This is a genomic window from Streptomyces sp. NPDC001137 (genome assembly GCF_040298885.1).
In the GTDB taxonomy this organism is placed as follows: domain Bacteria; phylum Actinomycetota; class Actinomycetes; order Streptomycetales; family Streptomycetaceae; genus Streptomyces.
In genome coordinates this window covers 69,275-93,279 of sequence record NZ_JBEPBA010000033.1, presented here as the reverse complement: position 1 = coordinate 93,279, position 24,005 = coordinate 69,275, and the positions used below count along the sequence as shown (strand labels likewise).

Annotated in this window: 24 protein-coding genes; 14 read left to right on the top strand and 10 right to left on the bottom strand. The window is 71.2% G+C overall.

The window, feature by feature from the left end; translation table 11 throughout:
• Nucleotides 1–129: 129 nt before the first annotated feature.
• The 4 genes from ABT254_RS41655 to ABT254_RS41640 are packed head-to-tail and all read right to left on the bottom strand — an operon-like array spanning nucleotide 130 to nucleotide 4,027.
• Nucleotides 130–1,149, bottom strand: a complete 1,020-nt coding sequence (locus ABT254_RS41655; RefSeq protein WP_351482661.1) for an ABC transporter substrate-binding protein — start codon at nucleotides 1,147–1,149, stop codon at nucleotides 130–132.
• 33 nt (nucleotides 1,150–1,182) lie between these two features.
• Nucleotides 1,183–1,992: an ABC transporter ATP-binding protein gene (locus ABT254_RS41650; RefSeq protein WP_351482659.1), complete on the bottom strand. Its 810-nt coding sequence runs from the start codon at nucleotides 1,990–1,992 to the stop codon at nucleotides 1,183–1,185.
• Entirely contained in the window at nucleotides 1,989–3,038 is a 1,050-nt protein-coding gene (locus tag ABT254_RS41645) for a FecCD family ABC transporter permease (RefSeq protein WP_351482658.1), read from the bottom strand. Before ABT254_RS41645 ends, ABT254_RS41650 begins: the two co-directional genes overlap by 4 nt.
• Entirely contained in the window at nucleotides 3,035–4,027 is a 993-nt protein-coding gene (locus ABT254_RS41640) for a FecCD family ABC transporter permease (RefSeq protein WP_351482672.1), read from the bottom strand. Before ABT254_RS41640 ends, ABT254_RS41645 begins: the two co-directional genes overlap by 4 nt.
• A gap of 172 nt (nucleotides 4,028–4,199) precedes the next feature.
• Between ABT254_RS41640 and ABT254_RS41635 the strand changes: the two genes are divergently transcribed.
• Nucleotides 4,200–5,042 (top strand): (2Fe-2S)-binding protein, encoded by an 843-nt coding sequence (locus ABT254_RS41635; RefSeq protein ID WP_351482656.1) that lies wholly within the window; start codon nucleotides 4,200–4,202, stop codon nucleotides 5,040–5,042.
• A gap of 85 nt (nucleotides 5,043–5,127) precedes the next feature.
• Here the strand turns inward: ABT254_RS41635 and ABT254_RS41630 are convergent, their stop codons facing one another.
• The gene (locus ABT254_RS41630) at nucleotides 5,128–6,882 is read right to left on the bottom strand and encodes an ABC transporter ATP-binding protein (RefSeq protein ID WP_351482654.1); all 1,755 of its coding nucleotides are present in this window, start codon (nucleotides 6,880–6,882) and stop codon (nucleotides 5,128–5,130) included.
• A 141-nt stretch (nucleotides 6,883–7,023) separates the two neighbouring features.
• On the opposite strand from ABT254_RS41630, the gene ABT254_RS41625 reads away from it, so the two are divergent.
• The 4 genes from ABT254_RS41625 to ABT254_RS41610 all read left to right on the top strand — a co-directional run bounded on the left by ABT254_RS41625 (nucleotide 7,024) and on the right by ABT254_RS41610 (nucleotide 10,123).
• Nucleotides 7,024–8,109: an S-(hydroxymethyl)mycothiol dehydrogenase gene (locus ABT254_RS41625; protein WP_351482652.1), complete on the top strand. Its 1,086-nt coding sequence runs from the start codon at nucleotides 7,024–7,026 to the stop codon at nucleotides 8,107–8,109.
• Nucleotides 8,109–8,738 (top strand): MBL fold metallo-hydrolase, encoded by a 630-nt coding sequence (locus ABT254_RS41620; protein ID WP_351482650.1) that lies wholly within the window; start codon nucleotides 8,109–8,111, stop codon nucleotides 8,736–8,738. The genes ABT254_RS41625 and ABT254_RS41620 overlap by 1 nt, the downstream gene beginning before the upstream one ends.
• A gap of 20 nt (nucleotides 8,739–8,758) precedes the next feature.
• Complete coding sequence (locus ABT254_RS41615; RefSeq protein ID WP_351482648.1) at nucleotides 8,759–9,133, top strand: DUF4180 domain-containing protein; 375 nt, start codon at nucleotides 8,759–8,761, stop codon at nucleotides 9,131–9,133.
• Nucleotides 9,134–9,208: 75 nt separating this feature from the next.
• A complete protein-coding gene (locus tag ABT254_RS41610; protein WP_351482646.1) occupies nucleotides 9,209–10,123 on the top strand; it encodes an SDR family oxidoreductase in 915 nt (304 codons plus the stop codon).
• 2 nt (nucleotides 10,124–10,125) lie between these two features.
• On the opposite strand, the gene ABT254_RS41605 is transcribed toward ABT254_RS41610, so the two are convergent.
• Nucleotides 10,126–10,659 (bottom strand): hypothetical protein, encoded by a 534-nt coding sequence (locus ABT254_RS41605; RefSeq protein ID WP_351482644.1) that lies wholly within the window; start codon nucleotides 10,657–10,659, stop codon nucleotides 10,126–10,128.
• Between the two features lie 49 nt (nucleotides 10,660–10,708).
• Here ABT254_RS41605 and ABT254_RS41600 point away from each other — a divergent pair, with 49 nt between their 5' ends.
• Nucleotides 10,709–11,506, top strand: a complete 798-nt coding sequence (locus tag ABT254_RS41600) for an SDR family NAD(P)-dependent oxidoreductase (protein WP_351482642.1) — start codon at nucleotides 10,709–10,711, stop codon at nucleotides 11,504–11,506.
• A gap of 200 nt (nucleotides 11,507–11,706) precedes the next feature.
• On the top strand, nucleotides 11,707–12,405 hold the full coding sequence (locus ABT254_RS41595; RefSeq protein WP_351482640.1) for a L,D-transpeptidase family protein: 699 nt from the start codon (nucleotides 11,707–11,709) through the stop codon (nucleotides 12,403–12,405).
• 25 nt (nucleotides 12,406–12,430) lie between these two features.
• On the opposite strand, the gene ABT254_RS41590 is transcribed toward ABT254_RS41595, so the two are convergent.
• Nucleotides 12,431–13,630 (bottom strand): Gfo/Idh/MocA family protein, encoded by a 1,200-nt coding sequence (locus tag ABT254_RS41590; protein WP_351482638.1) that lies wholly within the window; start codon nucleotides 13,628–13,630, stop codon nucleotides 12,431–12,433.
• A 230-nt stretch (nucleotides 13,631–13,860) separates the two neighbouring features.
• Here ABT254_RS41590 and ABT254_RS41585 point away from each other — a divergent pair, with 230 nt between their 5' ends.
• The 4 genes from ABT254_RS41585 (at nucleotide 13,861) to ABT254_RS41570 (ending at nucleotide 16,239) form a co-directional block, all read left to right on the top strand.
• Entirely contained in the window at nucleotides 13,861–15,021 is a 1,161-nt protein-coding gene (locus ABT254_RS41585; RefSeq protein WP_351482636.1) for an ROK family protein, read from the top strand.
• Between the two features lie 99 nt (nucleotides 15,022–15,120).
• Nucleotides 15,121–15,306 carry a hypothetical protein gene (locus tag ABT254_RS41580; RefSeq protein WP_030937893.1) on the top strand — a complete coding sequence of 62 codons (186 nt, stop codon included), beginning with the start codon at nucleotides 15,121–15,123 and terminating at the stop codon, nucleotides 15,304–15,306.
• Between the two features lie 62 nt (nucleotides 15,307–15,368).
• Nucleotides 15,369–15,740, top strand: coding sequence for a hypothetical protein (locus ABT254_RS41575; protein WP_351482634.1), 372 nt, complete (start codon nucleotides 15,369–15,371; stop codon nucleotides 15,738–15,740).
• Nucleotides 15,691–16,239: an EamA family transporter gene (locus ABT254_RS41570; RefSeq protein WP_351482632.1), complete on the top strand. Its 549-nt coding sequence runs from the start codon at nucleotides 15,691–15,693 to the stop codon at nucleotides 16,237–16,239. The genes ABT254_RS41575 and ABT254_RS41570 overlap by 50 nt, the downstream gene beginning before the upstream one ends.
• A 4-nt stretch (nucleotides 16,240–16,243) precedes the next feature.
• Here ABT254_RS41570 and ABT254_RS41565 read toward each other — a convergent pair whose 3' ends face one another.
• Together ABT254_RS41565 and ABT254_RS41560 are read right to left on the bottom strand one after the other, a co-directional pair.
• A complete protein-coding gene (locus ABT254_RS41565) occupies nucleotides 16,244–17,593 on the bottom strand; it encodes a S1 family peptidase (RefSeq protein ID WP_450753076.1) in 1,350 nt (449 codons plus the stop codon).
• A gap of 148 nt (nucleotides 17,594–17,741) precedes the next feature.
• The gene (locus tag ABT254_RS41560; RefSeq protein WP_351482628.1) at nucleotides 17,742–18,572 is read right to left on the bottom strand and encodes an SAM-dependent methyltransferase; all 831 of its coding nucleotides are present in this window, start codon (nucleotides 18,570–18,572) and stop codon (nucleotides 17,742–17,744) included.
• Nucleotides 18,573–18,731: 159 nt separating this feature from the next.
• Between ABT254_RS41560 and ABT254_RS41555 the strand changes: the two genes are divergently transcribed.
• The 3 genes from ABT254_RS41555 to ABT254_RS41545 are packed head-to-tail and all read left to right on the top strand — an operon-like array spanning nucleotide 18,732 to nucleotide 21,119.
• On the top strand, nucleotides 18,732–19,910 hold the full coding sequence (locus ABT254_RS41555; RefSeq protein ID WP_351482626.1) for a MalY/PatB family protein: 1,179 nt from the start codon (nucleotides 18,732–18,734) through the stop codon (nucleotides 19,908–19,910).
• A 55-nt stretch (nucleotides 19,911–19,965) separates the two neighbouring features.
• Nucleotides 19,966–20,709 (top strand): type 1 glutamine amidotransferase domain-containing protein, encoded by a 744-nt coding sequence (locus tag ABT254_RS41550; RefSeq protein ID WP_351482624.1) that lies wholly within the window; start codon nucleotides 19,966–19,968, stop codon nucleotides 20,707–20,709.
• A 23-nt stretch (nucleotides 20,710–20,732) separates the two neighbouring features.
• Complete coding sequence (locus ABT254_RS41545; RefSeq protein WP_351482622.1) at nucleotides 20,733–21,119, top strand: PPOX class F420-dependent oxidoreductase; 387 nt, start codon at nucleotides 20,733–20,735, stop codon at nucleotides 21,117–21,119.
• Between the two features lie 63 nt (nucleotides 21,120–21,182).
• Here ABT254_RS41545 and ABT254_RS41540 read toward each other — a convergent pair whose 3' ends face one another.
• The gene (locus ABT254_RS41540) at nucleotides 21,183–23,960 is read right to left on the bottom strand and encodes a hypothetical protein (protein ID WP_351482620.1); all 2,778 of its coding nucleotides are present in this window, start codon (nucleotides 23,958–23,960) and stop codon (nucleotides 21,183–21,185) included.
• Nucleotides 23,961–24,005: the final 45 nt, after the last annotated feature.

Here is a 24,005-nt window from a genome sequence, read left to right as displayed (position 1 = left end):
CACCCCCGCGTCCCCGCTGCGGGGGGGGTCTCGGCCACCCACACCCCGCCCCCGCCCCCCCCCCCCCCCCCCGGGGGGGGGGGGGGGGCGGGGGGCGCCCCGCGGCGGCCCGCCCCGAGAGAGCGGGAGTTACTTCTTCGGGAGCTCCACGCCGGTGGCCTTCGCCACGTCCTTCAGCATCTGCTCAGCGGCCTGGACGCCGATGCCGGACATCCACGTCTCGTCCGGGACGGTGAAGACCTTGCCGTTCTTGACGGCCGGGAGGGACTTCCAGACCGGGTTGGAGGTGACCTGCTTCTGCTGGGTCTTGTCCGGGGTGTCGGCGGTGGTCACGAAGATCAGGTCGGCGTCGGCCTGGTCGATCTCCTCCGGGCTGACGTCCTTCATGGTGACGGCGGGGTCGTTGGACACCTGGGTCTTGGGCCGCTTGAAGCCGATGTCGTTCAGCACGACGCCGCTGTAGGAGTTGGTCTGGTAGAGGCGGGTCGGACCGGCGATGAAGCGGACCACGGACGCGGTGGGCATGGTGCCGCCGTCCTTCTTGCTGATGGCCTCACCCAGCGCCTTGGCCTGCGTCTCGTACTCCTTGAGCTTCGCGGCGGCCTGCTTCTCCAGGCCGAGCGCCTCGGCGTGCACCTTGAGGTTCTGCTTCCAGACACCGCCGGTGGTCTCCGTGAAGACGGTCGGGGCGATGGCGCTCAGCTTGTCGTAGACCTTCTCGTGCCGGACCTTCGACGACAGGATCAGATCCGGCTTCAGGGACGCGATCTTCTCCAGGTTGGGCTCGAGGAGCGGGCCGACGTCGGCGGTGCCGCTCAGCTCGCCCTTCAGATACGTCGGGAAGCCGCCTTCCGTCTTGAAGTGCGGGGCGACCGCGCCGACCGGGTCGATGCCGAGCAGGGTGACGTCGTCCAGCTCGCCGGTGTCGAGCACCACGACCCGCTTCGGCTGCGAGGGGATCTTGACATCGCCCATCACCGTCTTGAGGGTGCGCGGGAAGCCGGCCGATGCCGCACCGGCGGCCTTGGCCGTGTCGGTCGCGTCGGTCTTCTCGCTGCCGCAGGCGGCCAGTACGGCCGTACCGAGGACGACGGAGAGCAGCACGGCGATCAGCCGGCCGATTCCGCGCAGGGGAGAGCGCTCGAACATGGGGGGTGGTCTTTCTGGTAGGGGAGTGGTGAGTCAGGCGGATGCGGCCGGTTGCCGGGCCGCGCTGCTCTTCGGGACGACCAGCGGGGTGCCGGTCTCCGGGTCGGGGATCACCCGGCAGTCCACGTCGAACACGGACCTGACCAGGTCCGCGTCGAGGACGTCGGCCGGGGCGCCGGCGGCGGCGAGGCGGCCCTCCTTGAGGACCACCATGTGGTCCGCGTAGCGGGCGGCCTGTCCGAGGTCGTGCAGCACCATCACCACGGTGCGGCCGGCCTCGGCGTGCAGGGCGGCGACCAGGTCGAGGACGTCGAGCTGGTGCCGCAGGTCGAGGAAGGTGGTGGGTTCGTCGAGCAGGAGCAGCTCGGTGTCCTGCGCCAACGCCAGGGCGATCCAGGCGCGTTGGCGCTGGCCACCCGAGAGCCGGTCGACGGGCTGGTCGCGCAGGGAAGCGGTGCCGGTGCGCTCCAGCGCCTCCTCCACCGCCCGCTGGTCCGCGGCCGACCAGGGACTCAGCAGCCGCTGGTGCGGATACCGGCCCAGGCGTACGAGGGCCTCGACGGTGATCGCTTCAGGCGTGACCGGCTGCTGGGGCAGCAGTCCCATCCGCCGGGCGAGCGTCCGCGGCGGCATACGGTGGATGTCCGCACCGTCCAGTGTGACGGTCCCCGCGGACGGGGCGAGCAGCCGGCTCAGGCCCCGCAACAGGGTCGACTTCCCACAGGCGTTGGGCCCCACGATCGCGGTGACGGCGCCGCCCGGCAGTGTCAGGTCGAGCCCGCCGACGACGAGCCGGTCGCCGTAGCGCAGATCGAGGCCCTGGGTCTGCAACTGGTTGGTCATGCGTGGCTCCTCTGGACGGGTGAGCTCTGCCGGAACATCAGCACCAGCAGCCAGGGCGCGCCCAGCGTGGCGGTGACCGCCCCGACCGGCAGCCCCTCGATCGGCAGGAGGTGCTGCACCACCAAGTCGGAGGCGAGCAGCAGCACCGCTCCGGTGAGACCGGCCAGCCCCAGGGACGCGGCCGTCGGCGGACCGGTGACCAGGCGCACGAGGTGCGGCACGGCGAGGGCGACGAAGGTCACCGGGCCGGCAAGTGACGCGGCAAGCGACGCCAACGCCACGGCGACGAACAGAAGTTGGAGACGGGCGGCGGAAGTCCGCAGGCCCAGCGCACCCGCCGATTCGTCCCCGAGGTCGAGCACGGCCAGCCGCCGGTGCAGTACCAGGGCGACGGCGAGCACGAGCACCATGGCGCCGGCCGCTCCCCACACCTCCGTCCACGTCCGCCCGTACACCGAGCCGGTGGTCCACTGGAGCGCCGAGCCGGCGAGCTCGGCAGGGAAGCGCACGATCATCAGGTTCACGGCGGCGGCCAAGCCCGCCTGCACGGCGAGCCCGGTGAGCACCAGCCGGGTGACGGGGAGCCCGGACCGCCAGGCGAACACGCCGAGCAGCAGCGCCGCGAGCAGGCCGCCGCCGACAGCCCCGACCGGGATCAGCGTCTGTGAGGCCCCGGCGGCGATCAGCGCGACCGCACCCAGCGAGGCCCCGCCTGTCACGCCCATGACATCAGGAGATGCCAGAGGATTGCGGAACAGCCGTTGCAGCACGCAGCCCGCCGCTCCCAGACCGGCACCGGCGACGATCGCCGCCACCGCCCTGGGCGCCCGGAACTGCTGCACCACCAGCACATCCCCGGAATCCCCGAGCCCGACCAGCGCCCGCAGCGCCGTGCCCGCCGGCATGGGCATCTCACCCGTCGTCAGGGACACGGTGAGCAGCACGAAGAGCGCGACGAGACCACTGGCGGCGAACACCAGGACACGGCGACGTACCCGGACGCGGGACGTGGACTTGGCAGGGGCGGAGGCGACGACGGCGGTCATCGGGCCGCCTTCCGCGCCAGCAGCGCCAGCAGGGGCGCGCCCAGGAACGCCGTCACGATCCCGGCCTCCAGCTCCGAGGGGCGGATCACCATCCGGCCGAGCACATCGGCCGCGAGCAGCAGCAGCGGCCCGGCGATCAGGCAACCGGGCACCAGCAGCCGGTGGTCGGCGCCCAGCAGGGGCCGTACGAGATGAGGAGCGGCGAGGCCGATGAAGGCGACCGGTCCGGCCACGGCGACCGCCGAACCCGCGAGCAGGACCACGGCGACACCGCCGGCCAGCCGGATCCGGGCCACCGGCACCCCGAGCGCCTGAGCCGAATCGTCGCCCAGGGCAAGGGCGTTGAGGGCAGGTGACACGGCGAGGGCGACCACCAGGCCGAGCAGCAGGGTCGGCAGCACCGGCCACAGCACGTCGAGAGGCCTGCCGGACAGGGAGCCGGCCAGCCAGAAGCGGGCCTCGTCGAGCGTGCGCTGGTTCAGCAGCATCACCGCCGACGTCCAGGACAGCAGTACCAGTTGGAGCACGGTGCCGCCGAGGGCGAGCCGTACGGGATCGATGTCGCCGGCGCGGCGGGCCAGTGCCTGGGCGAACAGGGCGGCGCCCGCGGCCCCCGCGAACGCGAACCACACGTACTGAACAGGGTCGTTGAGCTTCAGCGCGAAGATCGCGACGACGACCGCGAAACCGGCGCCCGCGTTGATGCCGAGGGTGGTCGGCGAGGCGAGCGGATTGCGGGTGATGCCCTGGGCGACGGCCCCGGCGACCCCGAGCGCGGCGCCCACCGCGAGACCGATGACGGTACGCGGCAGCCGCAGCCCGGTGACCACGAGCGCCTCCCGGCCCCGGGCGTGGCCGAACAGCGCGTCGGCCACCGTGGACAGGGGCACCGACCGGGCACCGAGCGCGAGACTCAGCGCGGTGCAGAGCACCAGGGCGCCCAGTCCGGCGAGGAACACGGGGAGGTGTCTGAGGGCATGGAAGGGCACACCGACCGGTGCGCCCCGTTGGGTCGCAGTCACAAGCGGTGAGCTTAGGCTAGCCTTGCTTTACTTTTCAATTGGCTGTGAGGTGACCCTGACGTGGGGGTTCCATGATCCGCTGAAGTAAGGTAAGCCTTGCCTTGGCAATCTTCTCTCAACTTTCTGTGCTGGAGCGCCCATGCCCGTGGCTCTGAGGACCCCGCCCGCCGGTGCCGTCACGCATGCCCTGGGCGCCGCCTACCGCAGACTCACCGACATCTGCGCATCGCTGGACGTACGGGTCGTCGCGCCGGGCCACGAGGCGCGGGCCGCGGTCACCGCAGCCGCGTTGGCGTCGGACCGCAGTGCGCTCGACGCCTTCGTCGACGCCGAGGCGGCCCGCATCCACGCCCGATACGGCGTCACCGCGCGCCGCGACGTCGCCGCCTCACGCGCCCTGCACGGCTACGCCTGGACCCTCGGCGTCCTGCTGGGCGGGACCTGGTACCTCGAACGGCGCGTACCCCGCATCCGCCCCGAGGACCTGCGCCTCGATCTCGCCACGGATACGTACGAGATCACCCCCGGCACCGAGCTCGCCTGTCTGCCCGGCGACCCTCTCGCCTCACTTCCCGGCGCACTGACGGCACCTCAGGAAGACTCCCTGCGGGCCGCGTTGCGCATGTCGACGGCCGACCACATGCGTCCGCTGCTGGCCGCGGTCGGCCCCGTCGCACGACGCGGGGCGCGTTCCCTGTGGGGCCTGGTCGCCGACGACCTCGTCTCCGGCATCTGGTACCTCGGCCGCATGCTGGGCCAGGAGGCCGCCGCCGTACGGGCCGCCACCGAAGTGCTCCCGATCGCCGTGCCCCCGTACCCGGGCGGCGCCGCCTTCCGCCACCTGACTGGCGACGATGGCCGACGACACCCGACCCGCACGCGCACCGGCTGCTGCATGTTCTACGCGATCCGCCCTGCCGAGGCGTGCGTGACGTGCCCGCGCACAGGCGACGCGGAACGCTTGCGCAGACTCCAGAACTGAGAAGGAGACGGCCGGGGGCGCCCCTCAAGGGGCGCGGGGAACTGCGCGACCAGCCACAACGAGCCCGCAGTCAAACGAAGAAGCCTCAATCCCCAGTGGCAAGAAACTGCGTGGCCGCCAACTCGGCATACAACGGATCCGCGGCAACCAACTCCCGATGGGTCCCCACCGCCCGCACCCGCCCCGCATCCATCACCACAATCCGATCGGCCATCGTCACAGTCGACAGCCGGTGCGCCACGACAAGAACCGTTGTAGTGCGGGCGACATCGCCGACCGTATCCCGCAGCGCCGCCTCATTGACCGCATCCAGCTGCGAGGTCGCCTCGTCGAGCAACAGCAGCCGTGGCCTGCGCAACAGGGCACGGGCGATGGCGACCCGCTGCCGCTCGCCGCCCGACAGCTTGGTGCCGCGGTGCCCCACCAGCGTGTCGAGGCCGCCGGGCAGTCGGGCGACCAGGCCGTCCAGCCGGGTCGTCTTCAGCACGCGCGTCACGGCGTCGTCGTCCGCATCCGGGTTGCCCAGCAGCAGATTGTCCCGCAGCGAACCCGACAGCACGGGGGCGTCCTGCTCCACATAGCCGATCGCCGACCGGAGCCTCGGCAACTCCCAGTCCCGCAGGGCGATTCCGTCCAGCGTGATGGTGCCGGACTCGGGATCGTAGAACCGCTCGATGAGCGAGAACACCGTGGTCTTGCCCGCGCCGGACGGGCCGACGAACGCCGTCATGCCACGGGCCGGCACGGCGAACGTCACCCCGTGATGGACGAACGGCAGATCGTCGGCGTACCGGAAGCGGACCTCGTCGAAGACGACAGCGGCCGGCTCGGCCCCCGGGGTGGGCAACGGCGCGGGCCGGGCCGCCGGTTCGGAGGACAGACTCAGCGCCTCCTGGATACGGGCGAGGGCGGCGGCACCCGTCTGGTACTGCGTGATCGCGCCGACCACCTGCTGGATCGGCGACATCAGATAGAAGACGTACAGCAAAAACGCGACCAGCGTGCCGATCTGGATAGCCCCGGTCGCCACCCGTGCACCGCCCACCGCGAGCACCGTGATGAAGGCGATCTGCATCGCGAGACCGGCCGTGTTGCCCGCCGCGGCCGACCACTTGGCGGCGCGCACGCTCTGCCGCCACGACTCCTCGGCGGCCTCGTGCAGCGTCCGCTCCTCCCGGTCCTCGGCACCCGAGGCCTTCACCGTGCGCAGCGCGCCGAGTATCCGCTCCAACGAGGCCCCCATGACACCGACCGCGTCCTGCGCCTGCCGGCTGGCCCGGTTGATGCGCGGCACGATCACACCGAGCACCGTGCCCGCCCCGAGGATCACGCACAGGGTGACGCCTAGCAGCACCGGATCCACCAGCCCCATCATCACCACCGTCGCGACGAGGGTGAGCCCGCCCGTGCCCAGGCCGACCAGCGAATCGGTGGTGACCTCGCGCAGCAGCGTGGTGTCGGAGGTGACGCGGGCCATCAGGTCGCCCGGCTCGCTGCGGTCCACCGCGGGGATGCGCAGCCGCAGCAGATACGAGGACAGGGCGCGCCGCGCGCCCAGCACCACCGACTCCGCGGTCCGCCGCAGCACATACGAACCGAGCGCGCCCACCGCGGCGTTGGTGACCACCAGCCCCGACATGGCGAGCAGCGCGCCGGTGATGGCCCGGTCGTGCGACAGATCGTCGATGAGCCCCTTCGCCACCAGCGGCAGCAGCAGCCCGGTGGCCCCCGTGACCAGCGACAACAGTGCGCCCATCAGCAGGGTCCACCGGTGCGGCCGTACATGGGCGAGGAGCAGCCGCCAGGCGGGCGGCCGGGGCTCGGTCTCTGGGGTGCTCACGGCGCTCCTCGGGAGTCGTGCGGAGCATTCAGGCTACGTCGGTCGGCAGCCGCCCCGAGGCAGCCTGCTCCGGCACCGTTACTGATCAGTCACCCGTAGGGTCGGAAGTACGGACATCCGCAGACGAAAGGTTTCGACGCCATGGCGCAGGAAGTACGCGGCGTGATCGCACCGGGCAAGGGCGAGCCGGTGCGGGTGGAGACGATCGTCGTGCCGGACCCCGGCCCGGGGGAGGCGGTCGTACGGATCCAGGCGTGCGGGGTGTGTCATACCGATCTGCACTACAAGCAGGGCGGAATCAGCGTCGACTTCCCTTTCCTGCTCGGCCATGAGGCGGCCGGTGTGGTGGAGTCGGTCGGCGCGGGCGTCACGGACGTCGCACCCGGCGACTTCGTGATTCTCAACTGGCGTGCCGTGTGCGGGAATTGCCGGGCCTGTCTGCGGGGACGGCCCTGGTACTGCTTCAACACCCACAACGCCGAGCAGAAGATGACCCTCACCGACGGCACCGAACTCTCCCCGGCGCTGGGCATCGGTGCCTTCGCGGAGAAGACCCTGGTGGCGGCCGGGCAGTGCACGAAGGTGGACGCGAGCGTCGCGCCGCAGGTGGCCGGGCTGCTGGGCTGCGGGGTGATGGCCGGGATCGGCGCGGCGATCAACACCGGCAACGTCGGCCGCGGCGACACGGTCGCCGTCATCGGCTGCGGCGGCGTGGGTGACGCGGCGATCGCGGGAGCGAACCTTGCGGGCGCCGCGAAGATCATCGCGGTGGACATCGACGACCGGAAGCTGGCCAAGGCGCGCGAGATGGGCGCCACGCACACCGTCAACTCCAAGGAGAGCGACCCGGTGGCGGCCATCCGCGAGCTGACCGGCGGCTTCGGCGCCGACGTCGTCATCGAGGCGGTCGGCCGCCCGGAGACGTACCAGCAGGCCTTCTACGCCCGCGATCTCGCCGGCACGGTCGTCCTCGTCGGAGTGCCGACCCCCGAGATGAAGCTCGAACTGCCCCTCCTGGACGTGTTCGGGCGCGGCGGATCCCTGAAGTCGTCCTGGTACGGCGACTGCCTGCCCTCCCGCGACTTCCCGATGCTCGTCGACCTGCATCTGCAGGGCCGCCTGCCGCTGGACAAGTTCGTCACCGAGACCATCCAACTCACCGACGTGGAGAAGGCGTTCGAGCGAATGCACCACGGCGACGTACTGCGCTCGGTGGTGGTGCTGTGATGGCCGCCCGCATCGAACGCCTCGTCACCTCCGGCACCTTCAGCCTGGACGGCGGCACCTGGGAGGTGGACAACAACGTGTGGATCGTCGGCGACGACCACGAGGTGATCGTCATCGACGCCGCTCACGACGCCGAGGCCATCGCCGAGGCCGTCGGGGACCGCCGCCTCGCGGCCATCGTGTGCACCCACGCCCACAACGACCACATCGACGCCGCGCCCGCGCTCGCCGAGCGCACCGGCGCGACCATCTGGCTGCACCCCGACGACCTGCCGCTGTGGAAGCTCACCCACCCCGACCGCGACCCCGACGCCCATCTGAGCGACGGCCAGGTCATCGAGGCGGCAGGGGTCGACCTGACCGTCATCCACACCCCGGGCCATGCGCCGGGCGCCGTCTGCCTGTACGACCCCGCCCTGGCCGCGGTCTTCACCGGCGACACCCTCTTCCAGGGCGGCCCCGGAGCGACCGGCCGCTCCTACTCCCACTTCCCGACGATCATCGACTCCCTCCGCGACCGCCTGCTCACCCTCCCCCCGGAGACCAGGGTCCTCACCGGCCACGGCGATCCGACCACCATCGGCGCCGAAGCACCCCACCTGGAGGAATGGATCGCTCGCGGCCACTGAAACTCCTAGGATCACGTCCCATGACCACGACCCCCGGAACGCTCGAAGACCTCCACGGCGTACGCGTCCTGCGCTGTACGCCCGACGGCCCGCTGCTCGACGGTGAACAGGCCGCGCTCGATCTGATCGGCGATGCGATGGGGTACGAGGCGGAGCTGGTCGCGCTGCCCGTGGAGCGGGTGGCGGACGAGTTCTTCCGGCTGCGGTCGGGGGTCGCGGGCGCGGTCCTGCAGAAATTCGTGAACTACCGGGTGCGCCTGGCCGTCGTCGGCGACCTGTCCCGGCATGTTGCCGGGAGCTCGGCACTGCGCGACTTCGTCCACGAGACCAACCAGGGCGGCCACATCTGGTTCCTGGCGGACGAGGACGCCCTCGCCGCGAGACTGCAACCGTAAAAGGTGACAGAAGATGTCCGGCTTTCCCGGCACCCTCGACGGAGACAACAGCCGTAGGGGAAAGGGAGGCCGGACATGTCCGCACCACTGAAGGGCAAGGTGGCGCTGGTCGCCGGGGCGACGCGGGGCGCGGGCCGCGGGATCGCCGTGGAACTCGGCGCGTCCGGTGCCACGGTCTACGTCACCGGACGCACCACCCGCGCGCAGCGCTCGGAGTACGACCGCCCCGAGACCATCGAGGACACCGCCGACCTCGTCACCGAGGCGGGCGGCCAGGGCATCGCCGTACCCACCGACCACCTCTACCCCGCGCAGGTCCGCACCCTCGTGGACCGCATCGCGGACGAACAGGGCCGCCTCGACGTCCTCGTCAACGACATCTGGGGTGGTGAGAACCTCTTCGCATGGGACAGGCCGCTCTGGGAGCACGACCTCGACAAGGGGCTGCGGCTGCTCCGGCTCGCCGTCGAAACCCATGCGATCACCAGCCACCACGCCCTGCCCCTCCTCCTGCGCCACCCCGGCGGCCTGGTCGTCGAGGTGACGGACGGAACCGCCGAGTACAACCGCGACACCTACCGCGTGTCCTTCTTCTACGACCTCGCCAAGACGTCCGTGCTGCGGATGGCCTTCGCCCTGGGCCATGAGCTCGGACCACGCGGGGCGACGGCCGTCGCCCTGACACCCGGCTGGCTGCGCTCGGAGATCATGCTCGACCACTTCGGCGTCCGCGAGGACAACTGGCGCGACGCCCTCGAACGCGTCCCCCACTTCGCCATCTCCGAGACCCCGCGCTACGTGGGCCGCGCCGTCGCCGCCCTCGCCGCCGACCCCGACGTGGCCCGGTGGAACGGCGCGTCCCTCTCCAGCGGCTCACTCGCCCGGGAGTACGGCTTCACGGACCTCGACGGCAGCCGCCCGGACGCCTGGCGGTACCTCGTCGAGGTCCAGGACGCGGGGAAGCCGGCGGATGTGACCGGCTACCGGTGAGGTCAGCGGCGCAGCATCGGCGGGGACCACAGCGCAGAGTGACCTTGCGGCAACGCCAAGTCGTTCCGCACAGCCGTGTAGTAGCCGTCGCGGCTGGTGCGCTGTCGTTCGAGCAACGCATGCCAGTCAGCCGTTTCGCGGGAGTCGAGGCGCACGAACTGCTCCATGTCGATGAGCGTCAGCACCCACGTCCTGGCCTTTTCCACCACATCCGGGCTCCCCAGGAGCAGCAGCGCTTCCCAGGCGGGATCGCGCGCCGCCATCGCCTCGGCCAGTTGGGATTCCGCTTCCTGCAAGGAGAGCGGGTGCGGGTGCGGGTCATGACCTAGGTGGGAGGCGATTTGGTAGGTCAGCGTGACGGACCTCTTCAGCGTCCGCGCATAGTCGACGTACGCCGCAAACCGCCGCTCCTCCCAGCGCGCGGCCTGCTCCCGGCGGAACCGCGCCCGGTCGCCCCGCACCACTGCCAGATAGGAACCAAGGGCGCCGATCACGACGCCTATCAGGGCGGGGAGTTGCTGCAGAAATGCCGACATGGGCGCACGCTATCTGCCCCGATGATCGTCCGGGGAGTAGCTTCGGCCCATGGCTGACACGAAGCGCTTCGACGGGTACGGAGTTCTCGTCACCGGGGCGGCCCGCGGCATCGGCGCCGCGACCGCCCGGCGGCTGGCCGAAGAAGGGGCGCGGGTCTTGCTGACCGACGTCGATCCGGCCGAGGCGGAGAGGACAGCGAACGCCCTGCGTGAACAGGGCCTCGCCGCCGAAGCGTTGGGGTGCGACGTGGCCGACCGGTCCTCGGTGGAGGCGGCCGTCGCGCATGCCGTGGACGCCTTCGGCTCGCTGGACGTCCTGGTCAACAGCGCGGCGAGCTGCACCCCCGACACCGCGCTCTTCGAGGACGGCCCGGACGAGGCATGGGACCGCGACCTCGACATCACCCTCACCGGAACCTACCGCTGCTGCCGCGCGGCCCTCCCGCACCTGGCCGCCTCCGGCCGCGGCGCCGTCGTCAACATCGGTTCCGTCAACGCCCTTCAGGACTTCGGCAACCACGCCTACAGCGCGGCCAAGGCCGCTCTGCTCTCCCTCACCCGCACCATGGCCGCACACGTCGCCGCACGGGGCGTCCGCGTCAACCTCGTGATGCCCGGCACGGTACGCACCTCGGCGTGGGAGGGCCGCGAGGACGAGCTCGAGGCCTTGCGTCCGCTGTACCCCCTCGGCAGGGTCGGGGAGCCGGCCGACATCGCCGCCGCGGTCGCCTTCCTCGCCTCCCGCGAGGCGTCCTGGATCACCGGCACCTCGCTCACGGTCGACGGCGGTGTCACCGCGGTGAACACAGGATTCCTCAGGACGACACGGCAGAGCCGGGACATCTGAGTCGTACGTGACAGGTGAGACACCAGATGCGTAGGCGGTCCTTCCCTGGGGCGTGCATCACCCTGTGACCTTCGGCACTGCGAATGTCACCGTTTCGTCGCATCGTGAGGAGGCCTTGCAACCGATCGCACCGGACGCCGGTCTAGCTGGCAGGAATCGCAGATCCGACCGACCCATCCGGACGAAAGGCAAGGCAGGCCATGGGGGACATACGCAGACGGGGTGCCGTCGCACTCGGGATCACCGGACTGGTGGCACCGCTCGCACTCGCGCTGGGGACGGCGCCCGCGCAGGCGGCCACGGGCTGCACCACACAGACCGGGCCGTACCAGAAGCAGGTGGAGAAGTTCCTCGGCCTGACCGTCGACGGCAAGCAGTCCGCCACCGACTGCAAGGCCATCAAGGCCTTCCAGACCAAGCACGGCATCACCCCGAACATCGGCTACGCGGGTTCCGTCACCTGGGGCGTGATGGACCTCATGAACAAGCAGAAGGCCGTCGGCAGCGACCCGAACCGGGACGGCGCCTGCCCGACCAACAAGGGCCGCATAGCCTGCGTGAACCTGACCCTCCAGCTCAGCTGGATCCAGGACGGCAGCAGGCTCGTCTACGGCCCCGTGCCGGTCCGCACCGGCCGCGACGGCTACGAGACCCGCACCGGCCTGAAGAAGATCTACTGGCGGGACAAGAACCACGTCTCGAACATCTACAACGTGCCCATGCCCTACAGCCAGTTCTTCGACGGCGGCCAGGCCTTCCACTCGGTCAACCTCAGCATGTGGAACCCGCCCGGCTCGCACGGCTGCGTCAACATGACCCCCACCACGGCGAAGAAGTACTGGGACCTGCTGAAGACGGGCGACGACGTCTTCGTCTACGGCCGCAAGCCGGGCACCTGAGCAGGCACCCGGCCCCGGCTCCCGCCTACTGCGGCGCGTCCCCGAAGTCCGGGATCTCCAGCCTGACGCCACCCTGCCGCGCCGACTCGTGCGCGACGATGCCCGGCAGGGTGTAGCGGGCGGCCACCCATGCGTTCACCGACGGCAGCGACCGCGTGTTCACGGCGGTCACGAAGTCGTCGACGAGGAAGTGGTGGCTGCCCTCGTGCCCGTTGTGCAGGTGGTCGAACTCCCTCGGCAGCCGCGTCCGGTCGTGCACCGGCGCCGAACCGGAGGTGAAGGCGGCCCGCAGATCCGGCGCGATGTGCTGGAGTGACGGGTCGTCAGGGGACAGGGTGGGCTTGGGCTCCAGCAGCTCGCTGATGTCCTTCACGCCCTTCTTGTCCTGCCACAGCGCCACCGTCGCGAGCTGCTCCATGCTGGCCTCGGTCCCGAAGAACCGGAACCGCGACTCCCGGATGTGCGAGGGATAGCCCACCCGCCGGAACTCGTTCGTACGGAACGACCCGCCGCCGGCCACCTCGAACAGCGCGGTCGCGTTGGAGAAGTCGTTGCCGAACTGGCTGACGTCCTTGTCGAAGACGCCGTCGCCGCGCTCGTCGACCACGCCGATCGCCGACACGCTCACGGCGTGGGTCTGCCAGGCACCGAGCACTCCGCCCACCGAGTGGGTCGGGTAGAGCAGCGGGGGATAGCTGGCGGTCTGCTTCCAGTTCTCGCCGCCGCTGTACTGGTAGGCCTCGTAGAACCCCAGATCCATGTCGTGGACGTAGTCGCCCTCGGCGTAGAAGATCCGCCCGAAGGCGCCCTCGGCGATCTGGTTGCGGGCGTGCACGGTCGCCGGGTTGTACTGGCTGGTCTCGCCCATCATGTACGTCAGCCCGGTCGCCTTGACCGCGTCGATGATGGCGGCGATCTCCTCGGTGGCTATCGCCATGGGGACCGCCGAGTAGACGTGCTTGCCGGCGCCCAGGCCCTGCAGGACCAGCGGTCCGTGGGTCCAGCGCTGGGTGAAGATGGCGACCGCGTCGACGGCGGGTGACTCCAGCATGGCCTCGTACGAGGGGAAGGTGCCCGCCAACTGCTGTGCGGCGGCGAGCTGTTCGGCCCGTTCGGGCAGGAGGTCGGTGACGTAGACGTCGCTGACGCCGGGGTGGGCTTGGAAGAGGGTGGCGAACTGGCCGGAGAACTGGCCGGCACCGACGATGCCGAGCGAGAACGTCATGAAAGGAGTGTCCTTCACTGGGAGGGGATGAGATTGATCTGGTCGTTGGTCTGACGGGCCTTGGCCCGTCCCGTCCTCTGTTCGGCGGCTCGTCCTCACGCCATTTACTTTTGGTTCGAAAGAATCCATGCGTCAAGAGGCTTGCGCCTATCTTTTTGGGGCAAGGTCTACGGCGCTACGCTGACCTGGTTGCTTCCATGACGGAAAAAATCAGGTGGAGTCTGACCTTCATGACCACAGTTGCCGACAGCTGGCTTCCGCTGAGCCCCGGTGAGCGCTCGGTGGCGATCGAGGTGCTCGTCAACGGCCCGCTGTCGCGTACCGAACTCGCCCGGCGCCTCGACCTCTCCGCGGGCAGCCTCACCCGGCTGACCAAACCGCTGATCGAATCGGGACTGCTGATCGAGGTCGCCGAGGCCGGAGCGCCGGCGGAGGTGCGCCAGGGGCGCCCCTCGCAACCGCTGGCCGTCGTCGCCGAGTCCCGCTCCTTCATCGGCTTCAAGATCACCGAGGACATGGTCTACGGCGTCGTGACCACCCTCCGCAGCGACATCGTCGCCCGCCACGACCGCCCGCTGACCACCCACGAGCCGGCCGAGGTCGCCGACGTGCTGGCCGGGATGACGGCCGAGCTCGCCCGCATCCACCCGCGGCTCGCCGGCATCGGAATCGGCGTGGGCGGGCTGGTCGAGGACCGGGCCGTGGTGGGGGAGTCGCCGTTCCTCGGGTGGCGGGACGTCCCGCTGGCCGGGCTGGTGGAGGAGCGCACCGGGCTGCCCGTCGTCGTCGAGAACGATGTCGCCGCCCTCGTCGAGGCCGAGACCTGGTTCGGGGCCGGGCGGGGCCTGGAGCGCTTCGTCGTCCTCACCATCGGCGCCGGCATCGGCTACGGACTGGTGCTGGGCGGCGAACGGGTCTCCTGCGCCGAGGAGGACCGCGGCTTCGGCCGCCACTGGATCATCAACCCCAACGGGCCGCTCACCCCCGACGGCGAACGCGGCAGTGCCGTCTCACTGCTGACCATCTCCAGCATCCGCTATCAGGTCCGGGCCGCCACCGGCCACGACCGGACCTACGAAGAGATCCTCACGCTCGCCGCCGCCGGCGAGCCCATGCCCGCCCGCGTCATCGACGAGGCGGCACGCGCCCTCGGCACCCTGGTCGCCCAGATCGCCAACTTCGTCATGCCGCAGAAGATCCTTCTCGCCGGCGAGGGGGTCGGCCTGATGGATGTGGCCGGAGACACGGTCCGGCGGACGATCGCCGCCCAGCGGCATCCGATGGCCCGCCCGGTCCCGCTGGAGACCAAGGTGTCCGACTTCCACGACTGGGCCCGCGGCGCGGCCGTCCTCGCGATCCAGGTGCTGGTACTGGGGACGGCGGAAGCCTGAACTCGGCGACCCGCGCTGCCAGATGGACGTGATCAGCAACACGTCCGATATGCCCGCTTGATGTCGCCTTACTCACAGCGCCTTCACCTCCGGAGCCGTATGCTTCACACCATGTCCACCACTGTTGAACCCGTCTCCGAGCGCTCGGCAGCCGAGGTCAACGAGGAGATCCGGGCCCTGTGGCGCCGGTCGGGCGGGACACTGAGCGGCGAGCAGCGCGAGGAGTACCAGCGCCTCGTCCTGGAGTGGGCCGCCGCGGCCCCGCAGCCCGCGCGGGCGGCCTGAGCACCACCCGCTGAGGCCCGCCGCCGCGCATCGGTGCCCCCGACCGGGGCACCCCACACCGGATGGGCCCTCTCCTCGCACTGGCCTCGGCGGTCTGCTACGGCCTCGTCGTCCCCCAGCTCTCGGCTTCGCTCGAGCCGGGAGGTGCCCCCACCGTCGGCGGGCTGCTGTCCCGCCGCGCTCCCTTCACCTCGATCACCTTCCTCGGTCAGCTGGGCGGCCTGCTCCTTGCGAGCACGGCCGCCCTCTTGGTGCCCGCCGACGCCGTCCGCCCCGCCGACCTGCTCTGGGGAGCCCTCTCCGGCGTCGGCAGCGGCACCGCCATGCACTTCCTCAACCGCGGACTCAGTCGCGGCGCGATGAGCGTGATCGTCCCCATCAGCGGTGACCGGCGTCGCCCTGTCCGTGCTGTGCGGAGTGCTCGTCCTCGGTGACCGCCCCGGCGCCCTGGCCTGGACCGGCATCGCGGTGACCGTCCCCGCGCTCTGGCTCGTTGCCGGCGGGGGAGCAGGCGGCCGGGGCGCGGGCGGGCAGGTGGGAGACGGTCTGCTGGCGAGCGCCGGGGTCGCCGTGCAGTACGTCGCGCTCGGACTGGCGGGATCCTCCGCCGGACTGTGGCCGGTGGCCGCGGGCCGCGTCGCCGCCGTGCTCCTGCTGCTGCCCACCGCGACCCGGCACCGACGGCACCTGCGGCTGCCGGGAGGCCTCACCGCCCAGGCCCTCCTCGTCGGCGCCGGTGCCGCCCTCGGGCTGATCCTCTATCTGCTCGCCGCCCAGCGGCAGCTGCTCGCCGTCGCCGTCGTCCTCGCCTCCCTCTACCCCGCACTTCCCGTCGTCCTCGGCCTGGCCCTGCTGCACGAACGCGTCACCCCACGGCAGACGGCCGGCCTGCTGGGCGCCGCGGCCGCCACGGTCCTGCTGACGCTCGGCTGAACCGTCACCCCCACGTGGCCGAGTAGTAGCGGCGGTACGCCTTGCGGTCCTGTTCGGCGCGGATCCAGCGGGTGGCCACCAGGGCGAGCAGACTGCCTCCGATCACCAGCATCCCGGGACCGACGTTCTGCGGGTTCGTGAGCCGGGCCAGCAGCGTCGAACCGTCCGCGATGCCCGTCACGGGAGTCGAGGAGCCGGGCGAGGCCGCGCTGGGTGCGATCGCGCTGTGCGTGGCCGAGGGTGACGGCGCGGAGGAGGGTGAGGCACCCTGCCCGGCGGCGGCCTGCTTCGACACGATCAACTGGACGCCGAGCGCCTGCATCGCCTTCGTCACCGGCTGGAAGAACGTCGTCCCGCCCGAGGTGCAGTCGCCGCTGCCGCCCGAGGTCACGCCCAGCGCGATGCCCTCGGAGAACAACGGGCCGCCGCTGTCACCCGGTTCGGCGCACACGTTCGTCTCGATGAGGCCGGTGACGGTGCCCTCCGGGTAGTTGACCGTGGCGTCGAGCCCCTTGACCTCGCCGTCGTGCAGACCGCTGGTGCTGCCGCTGCGGAAGACCCGTTCCCCGACGGCCGGATCGCCGACCCCCGTGATGCGCACCCCGTTGCCGTTGCCGATGGCCACGATGTCGGCCCCCGCTCCCGCCGCGCCGGTCGCGTACTGGACCAGCGAGAAGTCACTGCCGGGGAAGTTCTGCTGCACGGTCTTGCCCAGCTGCTGGTTGCCCTGGTTGTCCGCGAACCAGACCGACCCGGTCGGCCCGCAGTGCCCGGCGGTGAGAATGAAGTCGCTCTGCCCATTGGTCACGTTGAACCCCGCCGAGCAGCGCCCGCCCGTGGACAGGATCGGCGACGCCCCGTTGAGACGAGTGGTGAAGGTGCCCTGGGTGCGCTCCATGCGGACGTAACTGCCGATGCCGCCCGCTACCTTGGTCATCTTCGACCAGTCCGTCGAGGAGACGGTGCTGTCGGCCTGCACCACCACCTGGTTCGTCCGGTAGTCCATGACCCATGCCGTGCCCGCGACCCGGGGCGCGGCACGCAGCGTCGACGCCGCCGCCTTGAGCTCGTTCATGCTGTGCGACACCATCTTCGCCTTGGCGCCCGCGCGCTTGACCTCGGCCGCTGCCTCGTCGTCGGTCACCGCGACCACCGGACGGCCGTCCGCGCCGATCCAGGTGCCCGCCGTACGAGAGGTGCCCAGCTTGGCCACGAGCGCGGCCCCGGGGTTGTCCGAGGTTCCCGAGGCCTTGAGCGGGAGGGCGGAGGTAGCGGGAGTCTCGCTCGCCATGGCGGCCTGCGTCACCATCGCTCCTCCCAGGAGGAGTCCGCCGACGGCCGCCAGTCGCGTCACTCGCCGGACGATCCGTCGTCGTGCGTGCCTCATGCATGGCTCCCGAACCCGAACGCGCGGCGCGAACACCGCGGGGCCCTCCGGTCGTTGAGCGCCCTTCCTTCATACGTGGCCGCGGACGGTCGCGTTCAGCGCACGGGCGATCTTCTCAGCGCTTGCGGCCCACCCCGCCGTAGATGGCCACTTCCCGCGGTTCGCCCGCCTCCGCCGGCTCGGGCCGCCAGCGCGAGCACGAGACCACGCCCGGCTCCAGAAGCTCCAGACCGTCGAAGAAACGGGCCACGGCCTCGGGGGTGCGCTGGGTCAGTGGTGGGATGCCGCGCTCGTTCCAGAACCGCACCGCCTCGTCCACCTCCGACAGCCCGGGGCTCGTGATGGTGTGGGACAGGACGAGGTGACTGCCGGAGGGCAGCGCGTCCATGAACCGGCGCACCATGCCGTACGGATTCTCCTCGTCGCCGATGAAGATGACCACCCCGAGCAGCATCAGCGCGACCGGCCGCGTGAGGTCCAGGGTCTCGGCGGCGCGCTCCAGGATGGATTCGACGTTGCGCAGGTCCTCGTCCACATGGTCCGTGCGGCCCTCGGGTGAGCTGGTGAGCAGGGCGCGGGCGTGCGCCAGGACGAGCGGGTCGTTGTCGACGTAGACGATCCGCGCATCCGGTGCGAGGCGCTGGGCGACCTCGTGCGTGTTGTCGGCGGTGGGCAGGCCGGTGCCTATGTCGAGGAACTGCCGGATCCCCGCCTCCGTCACCAGATGACGCACGGCACGGTCCAGGAAGAGACGGTCCGCGCGGGCGTACTCACCGATGGCCGGATGCAGTTCACGGATCCGGTCGCCGGCGATGCGGTCGACCTCGTAGTAGTCTCCGCCGCCCAGCCAGTAGTTCCAGATCCGGGCCGTGTGCGGGCGCAGAGTGTCGATGCGGCTGCGCAGCGCCGCGGCGGGATCTTCGGTGGCTGCCGGGTTCTCCGTCACGGGCTCTGCTCCTGGAGTGCCTGATGGTGCGCTGTGTACGACGTCAAACCGCAATCTAGACGGCCATGTTGATGTCTGCCGAGAGCGCGGCGCGGATCTTTTCCCCGCAGGCGCCGCCAGGCAGTGCCTGCTCACACCGCAGCCCCTATCTTGTGCCCCATGACCAGCACCCCACATGCAACGTCCGGCGAACCGAACCCCCTGCGCGCACTCTCCCTCGAGCGCCTGCGATGTCGTACGAGCATGAAATGGCGCACCTACCCCGCCGACGTGCTGCCGCTGTGGGTGGCCGAGATGGACGTGCCCCTCGCCGAGCCCGTGGTTCGGGCCGTCACCGAGGCGCTCGCGCTCGGGGACACCGGCTACCCGGCGGGCACCGCCTACGCCGAGGCGCTCGCCGGGTTCGCCGAGAAGCGCTGGGGATGGGACGGGCTCGCCGTGGAACGCACCGCGATCGTGCCCGACGTCATGCTCGGCGTCGTCGAGATGCTCAAGCTGGTCACCGGGCACGGGGACCCGGTGGTCGTCAACTCGCCCGTGTATCCGCCCTTCTACCAGTTCATCGAGCACATGGACCGGCAGGTGCGGGAGGCTCCGCTCGGGGCGGATCTGCGCATCGACTTCGACACCCTGGAAGAGGCCTTCCGGCAGGCGGTCGCCGGCGGTCGCAGGGCCGCCTACCTGCTGTGCAGCCCGCACAACCCGACCGGCACCGTGCACACCGCCGGGGAACTGGCCGCCGTCGCCACCCTCGCCGACCGGTACGGCGTCCGCGTGGTCGCCGACGAGATCCACGCCCCGCTGACCTTGCCCGGCGCCGACTTCGTGCCGTACCTGAGCGTTCCCGGCGGGGAGAGCGGTCTGTCCCTCATGTCCGCGTCGAAGGCGTGGAACCTGGCGGGCCTCAAGGCCGCGCTCGCGATCGCCGGACCCGCGGCCGCCGCCGACCTCGCCCGCATGCCGGAGGAGGTCGGCCACGGCCCCAGCCACGTCGGTGTCATCGCCCATACGGCCGCGCTGACCGAAGGCACCGCCTGGCTCGACGCGCTGCTCACAGGGCTCGACGACAACCGGCGGCTGCTCACCGACCTGCTCGCCGAACACCTCCCCGCCCTCGCCTACCGCCCGGGCGAGTCCACCTACCTGGCCTGGCTCGACTGCCGCGCACTCGGCCTCGGCGAGGATCCGGCGCAGGTGTTCCTGGAGCGGGGCAGGGTGGCCCTGAACTCGGGGATCCCCTTCGGCGCCGGCGGGAGGGGGCACGTACGCCTGAACCTGGCGACCTCGCCCGAACTGATCACGGAAGCCGTCCGGCGGATGGCGGCGGCACTCGCCTGAACCGGCACCGGGGTGGGGGTGTCATGGACACGTGACACCCCTGCATGATGGCCCCATGCGTGTGCTGATCCCCCTCCCCGACCACGACTTCGACGTCACCGAGGTCGCCGTGCCCTGGCGGCTGCTCACCGACGCCGGGCACGAGGTCGTCTTCGCCACCGAGCGCGCCGGAACCCGGCCCGCGGCCGATCCGCGGCTGCTGACCGGCGTGCTCTTCGGGCAGCTCGGCGCGGAGGACGAACCCAAGCGGTTCTACGAACAGCTCACCGAGGCAACCGAGTTCACCGCCACGGCCGCCTGGGCCGACGTGGACGTGACCGAGTACGACGGGCTGCTGCTGCCCGGCGGACACGCGCCCGGCATGCGCCAGTACCTCGGCTCGACCGAGCTGCAACAGCAGGTCGCCCGGTTCTGGGCGCTGGGGCGGCCGGTCGGTGCGATCTGCCACGGGGTGCTCGTCCTGGCTCGCACCCGCGACCCCGGCACGGGACGCAGTGTCCTCGCCGACCGGCGCACGACCTGCCTGCCCAAGTACATGGAGCGCACGGCCTATCTGACCACTGCGTGGCGCCTCGGGCGGTATTACCGCACGTACCCGGCATATGTGGAGGACGAGGTGCGTTGTGCTCTTGCCGAGCCGACTGAACAGTTCGAGCGGGGCCCCCGGGTTCTGACCCAGAGGGGTACGGCGGACGACGACACCTACGCCTTTGTCGTGCAGGACGGCAATTTTCTGTCGGCGCGGTGGCCGGGGGACGCGTATCTTTTCGCCCGCCGGTTTATCCAGCTCCTCGTGTGAGCCGTCTGCCTAGAATTTCGGGTATGGACAACACGGCGCTGGAGCGGCTCGGGGCGGGGAAGTACGTGCTGGTCACCAGCTACCGCAAGAACGGCACGCCGGTTGCCACCCCGGTGTGGGTGGTGCGGGACGGTGACACGCTCGGGGTGTGGACGGCGGCCGACTCCTGGAAGGTGAAGCGGATCCGCGCTCGCGGCGACATCCTCGTCGGCCCCTGCGACCTGCGCGGCAACCCCACCGGCGCGCAGCTGCCCGCCACCGCGGAGATCGGCGACGAGGCGACCGTCGCCCGCTACCGCGAGCTCATCGCCCGCAAGTACGGCATCATGGGCCGCCTCACCCTGCTCGGCAGCAGGCTGCGCCGAGGCCTGAAGGGCACCGTCGGCATCCGCGTGACGCTGAAGCCCTGAGACGCGTACGGCCGCGCGGTCCCCCGGGAGGACCGCGCGGCCGTCACGACGGCGAACCTCGGTCTACGAGCCGTCCAGCACCGTTCCGGTCAGCACCGGCCCGCCGGGCTGCGGATCACCGTTGTCGTTCATCAGCTGGAAGCGCACCGACTCGGCCGGCTCCGTCACCCGGTCCTTGACCGTCGGCAGGGACACCTCCGCGCTCAGCTTCCCCTTGGGCACGTCCGCTCCCACGTACAGGTACTTGATCTGCGACAGGGGACGCTCCGGATTCGGCGACTCGCCCGAGGCGCCCGCCAGCCACGCCGGGTCGACGTCCTTGGTGGACAGCTCAGGACCGCCGGTGACCGGAACGACGACGAACATGGGGCTGAGGTCCACGTCCGCGGTCTCGGACAGGGACACCTTCCACTTCAGCGGCTTCCCCTCGGTCACCCGGTCCGCCACCGGCGTCACGGTGATCGCGGGCATCGGGTCGTCGTTCTGCACCGTGACGCCACCGCTGTAGGAGCCGATGACAGCGCCGCGCACCGCCTTCACGATCACCGTGTGGTACACGTCGTAGGCGTAGCGCGTGTTGCCCTTCACCTCCACCGGTACGTCGATGTCGTGGCCGCCCGGACGCACCGTGACCAGGCGTGCCTTGGCCCTGCCGGTGACCGGGTCGACGACGTACACCCGCACCTGCCCGCTGCCCTGTCCGGTCACCTGCACCGGCACCTGGTAGGTACGGACGCCCGAGTCGCCCTCCTTGACGGTCGTGCGGCCCATGTCGACGCGTGCCAGATGAGCCTCATGGACCGCAGGGGTGCCCGGCCGCCAGCCCCAGGCGTCCATCAGCCAGGCCTTCCCGGAGCGCGAACGCGGGGTCAGCTCAAGGGACTTGACGTGCTGGAGGTCGAGACCGGCCCGGGACGCCGCCGACAGGGGGACGCGCACCTCGCGCGCCCAGTAGGAAGCGGTCCGTTCCGTGCCCGGCAGTCCCTCGACGACGGTGCGGCCCAGGGTGGCCTTCCTGCCGTGGGTGTCGGTGAGCAGGACGTCCAGCTTGGTGCCGGTCGAGTTGGGCGGCACGATCACACGCAGCGCGAGGTCCTTCGCACCGCCCAGCGACACCGGCGCATCGGGGCGCACCCGGACCGCCGAGCCGGCCGCCGACCAGTGCAGAGCGACCGCGCGCCGGCCGACCTCACGGTCCGTGTCCCACCGTGCGAAGTGCGGTGAGGCACCCTTCGTGCGGGATCCCAGACAGGCCACGTGGTCGTCCGGATCGACGGCCGAGCACAGCCGCCCGCCGGTCACCGTGACCTTGCCGTCCGGCAGGAACCCGCCCTCGCGGTGCGCCCCGACCGCGTGCGTGAGCACCCGCGCGGGATCGGCCGAGGGGGCCCGCCTGCCCGAGCCGTCGAGCAGCGGCCGTACCCGGTCGTCCCCGGCGACGAACAGCCGGGCCGCCGCCGCGATGTAGGTGCTGCCCGCCTTGTGCTGCTGGTTCGCGGTGAGCCGGGTCGCGGTGCCCGGCGAGCACACCGGGTCGCGGTGGTCCGGGTCGTTGTAGAAGTCGTCCTCGGCGGGCGCCTGGGCCTGTCCCGGGGTCCACTCGGTGTTGAAGAAGTTGTGGTCGGCGCCCACCACGTACACCGCGCTGTGCAGCGCGGCACCCCGGCTGACCGCGCGGGTGCCGTCGACGTAGATCTCGCCCTGCAGGTCGGAGACGTCGCCGTCGCAGCCCGGCAGGATCGTCGCCGACGGCAGGTCCGCGACCGGATTCTGGCCGAAGACCGTCGGTCCGATGAGGACAGTGCCGCGGATGTGCCAGCGCACCGGGCCGTGGTAGCCGTCCTGCGCGGCGGGCGGCGGATCGAGGCTGTCCATCGCCGCACGGTTGACGCCCTCGCCGCCGCGCGAGTGGCCGACGAGCAGCACGCGCGAGAGGTCGGCCGGCGGTGCGTTGCGGACGGCCGCGGGGGACGAGCCCGGGTCGGCGGCCCAGTCGGCCCAGCGCGCCAGGTGCCGGCGGACCAGTGAGGAGCGGGCCTGTGCGCCGCCGTCCTCGGCCGCGTCGTCCTGGCCGTTGATGCCGTTGGCCGAGATCGACACCGTCACATAGCCCTGCGACGCCAGCAGCCGCTGGTCACGCAGATAGCCCCGGTGGCTCGGGATCGGCTTCGTGCCCTGCGGGCAGGGCCATTGGCCGGTCACGTCCCTGCGGGTGTAGCAGGTGGAGTGGCGGCCGTGCAGGAACAGGGCGAGCGGCCGGTGCCCGGTGGCGCCCTTCGGGGCGACCACCACGGCCCGCATCTCGACCGGCTGGGGGAAGCCGGGCAGCTTCACGGGGTCGAGGTCGTACTCGCCGGTGGTCGTGGTGTACCGGCCCGGTTTCCCGGGATCCACGGAGTTCGCCGGAAGCCGGGCGGGCGGCGCAGCCGCCGCAAAGCGCCGTCCGCCCGGGGTCTCGGCATGGCCCGCGGAGTCCAACTCGCGCCCGCCGCTGCGCACATGAAGGTCCGTCAGCCCGGTTGCCGCCCCGTCTCGCCCGAGACCGAGACGGAACGTGCGGCCGTCCCGGTCCGGCTGCGGGACGCCCAGCATCCGGTCCCCGGAGTAGAACTCGACGCGGGCGTCTGCCATCGGCACGGGGGCCGTGGAACGCCAGACGAGCTGCCGGGCGTCCCCCTTGCCGGCGATCCGCCAGCCGGGTGGCAGGCCATCGCCCCGGTCGGCAGCCGTGCTTGACGCTCTGGCGTCCGACGGTGGTGCCGCCTGGGCCGAACCGGGCGATCCCCCCGCCACCGCGAGCACCGCCGCAGCGGCCACCCATATTCGCCGGGCACGGAACAAGGTCCCCTCCTCAAGTACCGAGCAGATGCGCCCCGTTGGTCAGTC

What these genes read in the sequence shown, in the direction of transcription:
- ABT254_RS41545 (WP_351482622.1), top strand. Translation starts at nt 20,733, where the DNA reads ATGGACAACACGGCGCTGGAGCGGCTCGGGGCGGGGAAGTACGTGCTG.
- ABT254_RS41575 (WP_351482634.1), top strand. Translation starts at nt 15,369, where the DNA reads ATGGGCCCTCTCCTCGCACTGGCCTCGGCGGTCTGCTACGGCCTCGTC.
- ABT254_RS41650 (WP_351482659.1), bottom strand. Translation starts at nt 1,992, where the DNA reads ATGACCAACCAGTTGCAGACCCAGGGCCTCGATCTGCGCTACGGCGAC.
- ABT254_RS41610 (WP_351482646.1), top strand. Translation starts at nt 9,209, where the DNA reads ATGTCCGCACCACTGAAGGGCAAGGTGGCGCTGGTCGCCGGGGCGACG.
- ABT254_RS41595 (WP_351482640.1), top strand. Translation starts at nt 11,707, where the DNA reads ATGGGGGACATACGCAGACGGGGTGCCGTCGCACTCGGGATCACCGGA.
- ABT254_RS41590 (WP_351482638.1), bottom strand. Translation starts at nt 13,630, where the DNA reads ATGACGTTCTCGCTCGGCATCGTCGGTGCCGGCCAGTTCTCCGGCCAG.
- ABT254_RS41635 (WP_351482656.1), top strand. Translation starts at nt 4,200, where the DNA reads ATGCCCGTGGCTCTGAGGACCCCGCCCGCCGGTGCCGTCACGCATGCC.
- ABT254_RS41585 (WP_351482636.1), top strand. Translation starts at nt 13,861, where the DNA reads ATGACCACAGTTGCCGACAGCTGGCTTCCGCTGAGCCCCGGTGAGCGC.
- ABT254_RS41620 (WP_351482650.1), top strand. Translation starts at nt 8,109, where the DNA reads ATGGCCGCCCGCATCGAACGCCTCGTCACCTCCGGCACCTTCAGCCTG.
- ABT254_RS41555 (WP_351482626.1), top strand. Translation starts at nt 18,732, where the DNA reads ATGACCAGCACCCCACATGCAACGTCCGGCGAACCGAACCCCCTGCGC.
- ABT254_RS41550 (WP_351482624.1), top strand. Translation starts at nt 19,966, where the DNA reads ATGCGTGTGCTGATCCCCCTCCCCGACCACGACTTCGACGTCACCGAG.
- ABT254_RS41655 (WP_351482661.1), bottom strand. Translation starts at nt 1,149, where the DNA reads ATGTTCGAGCGCTCTCCCCTGCGCGGAATCGGCCGGCTGATCGCCGTG.
- ABT254_RS41605 (WP_351482644.1), bottom strand. Translation starts at nt 10,659, where the DNA reads ATGTCGGCATTTCTGCAGCAACTCCCCGCCCTGATAGGCGTCGTGATC.
- ABT254_RS41645 (WP_351482658.1), bottom strand. Translation starts at nt 3,038, where the DNA reads ATGACCGCCGTCGTCGCCTCCGCCCCTGCCAAGTCCACGTCCCGCGTC.
- ABT254_RS41580 (WP_030937893.1), top strand. Translation starts at nt 15,121, where the DNA reads ATGCTTCACACCATGTCCACCACTGTTGAACCCGTCTCCGAGCGCTCG.
- ABT254_RS41615 (WP_351482648.1), top strand. Translation starts at nt 8,759, where the DNA reads ATGACCACGACCCCCGGAACGCTCGAAGACCTCCACGGCGTACGCGTC.
- ABT254_RS41600 (WP_351482642.1), top strand. Translation starts at nt 10,709, where the DNA reads ATGGCTGACACGAAGCGCTTCGACGGGTACGGAGTTCTCGTCACCGGG.
- ABT254_RS41625 (WP_351482652.1), top strand. Translation starts at nt 7,024, where the DNA reads ATGGCGCAGGAAGTACGCGGCGTGATCGCACCGGGCAAGGGCGAGCCG.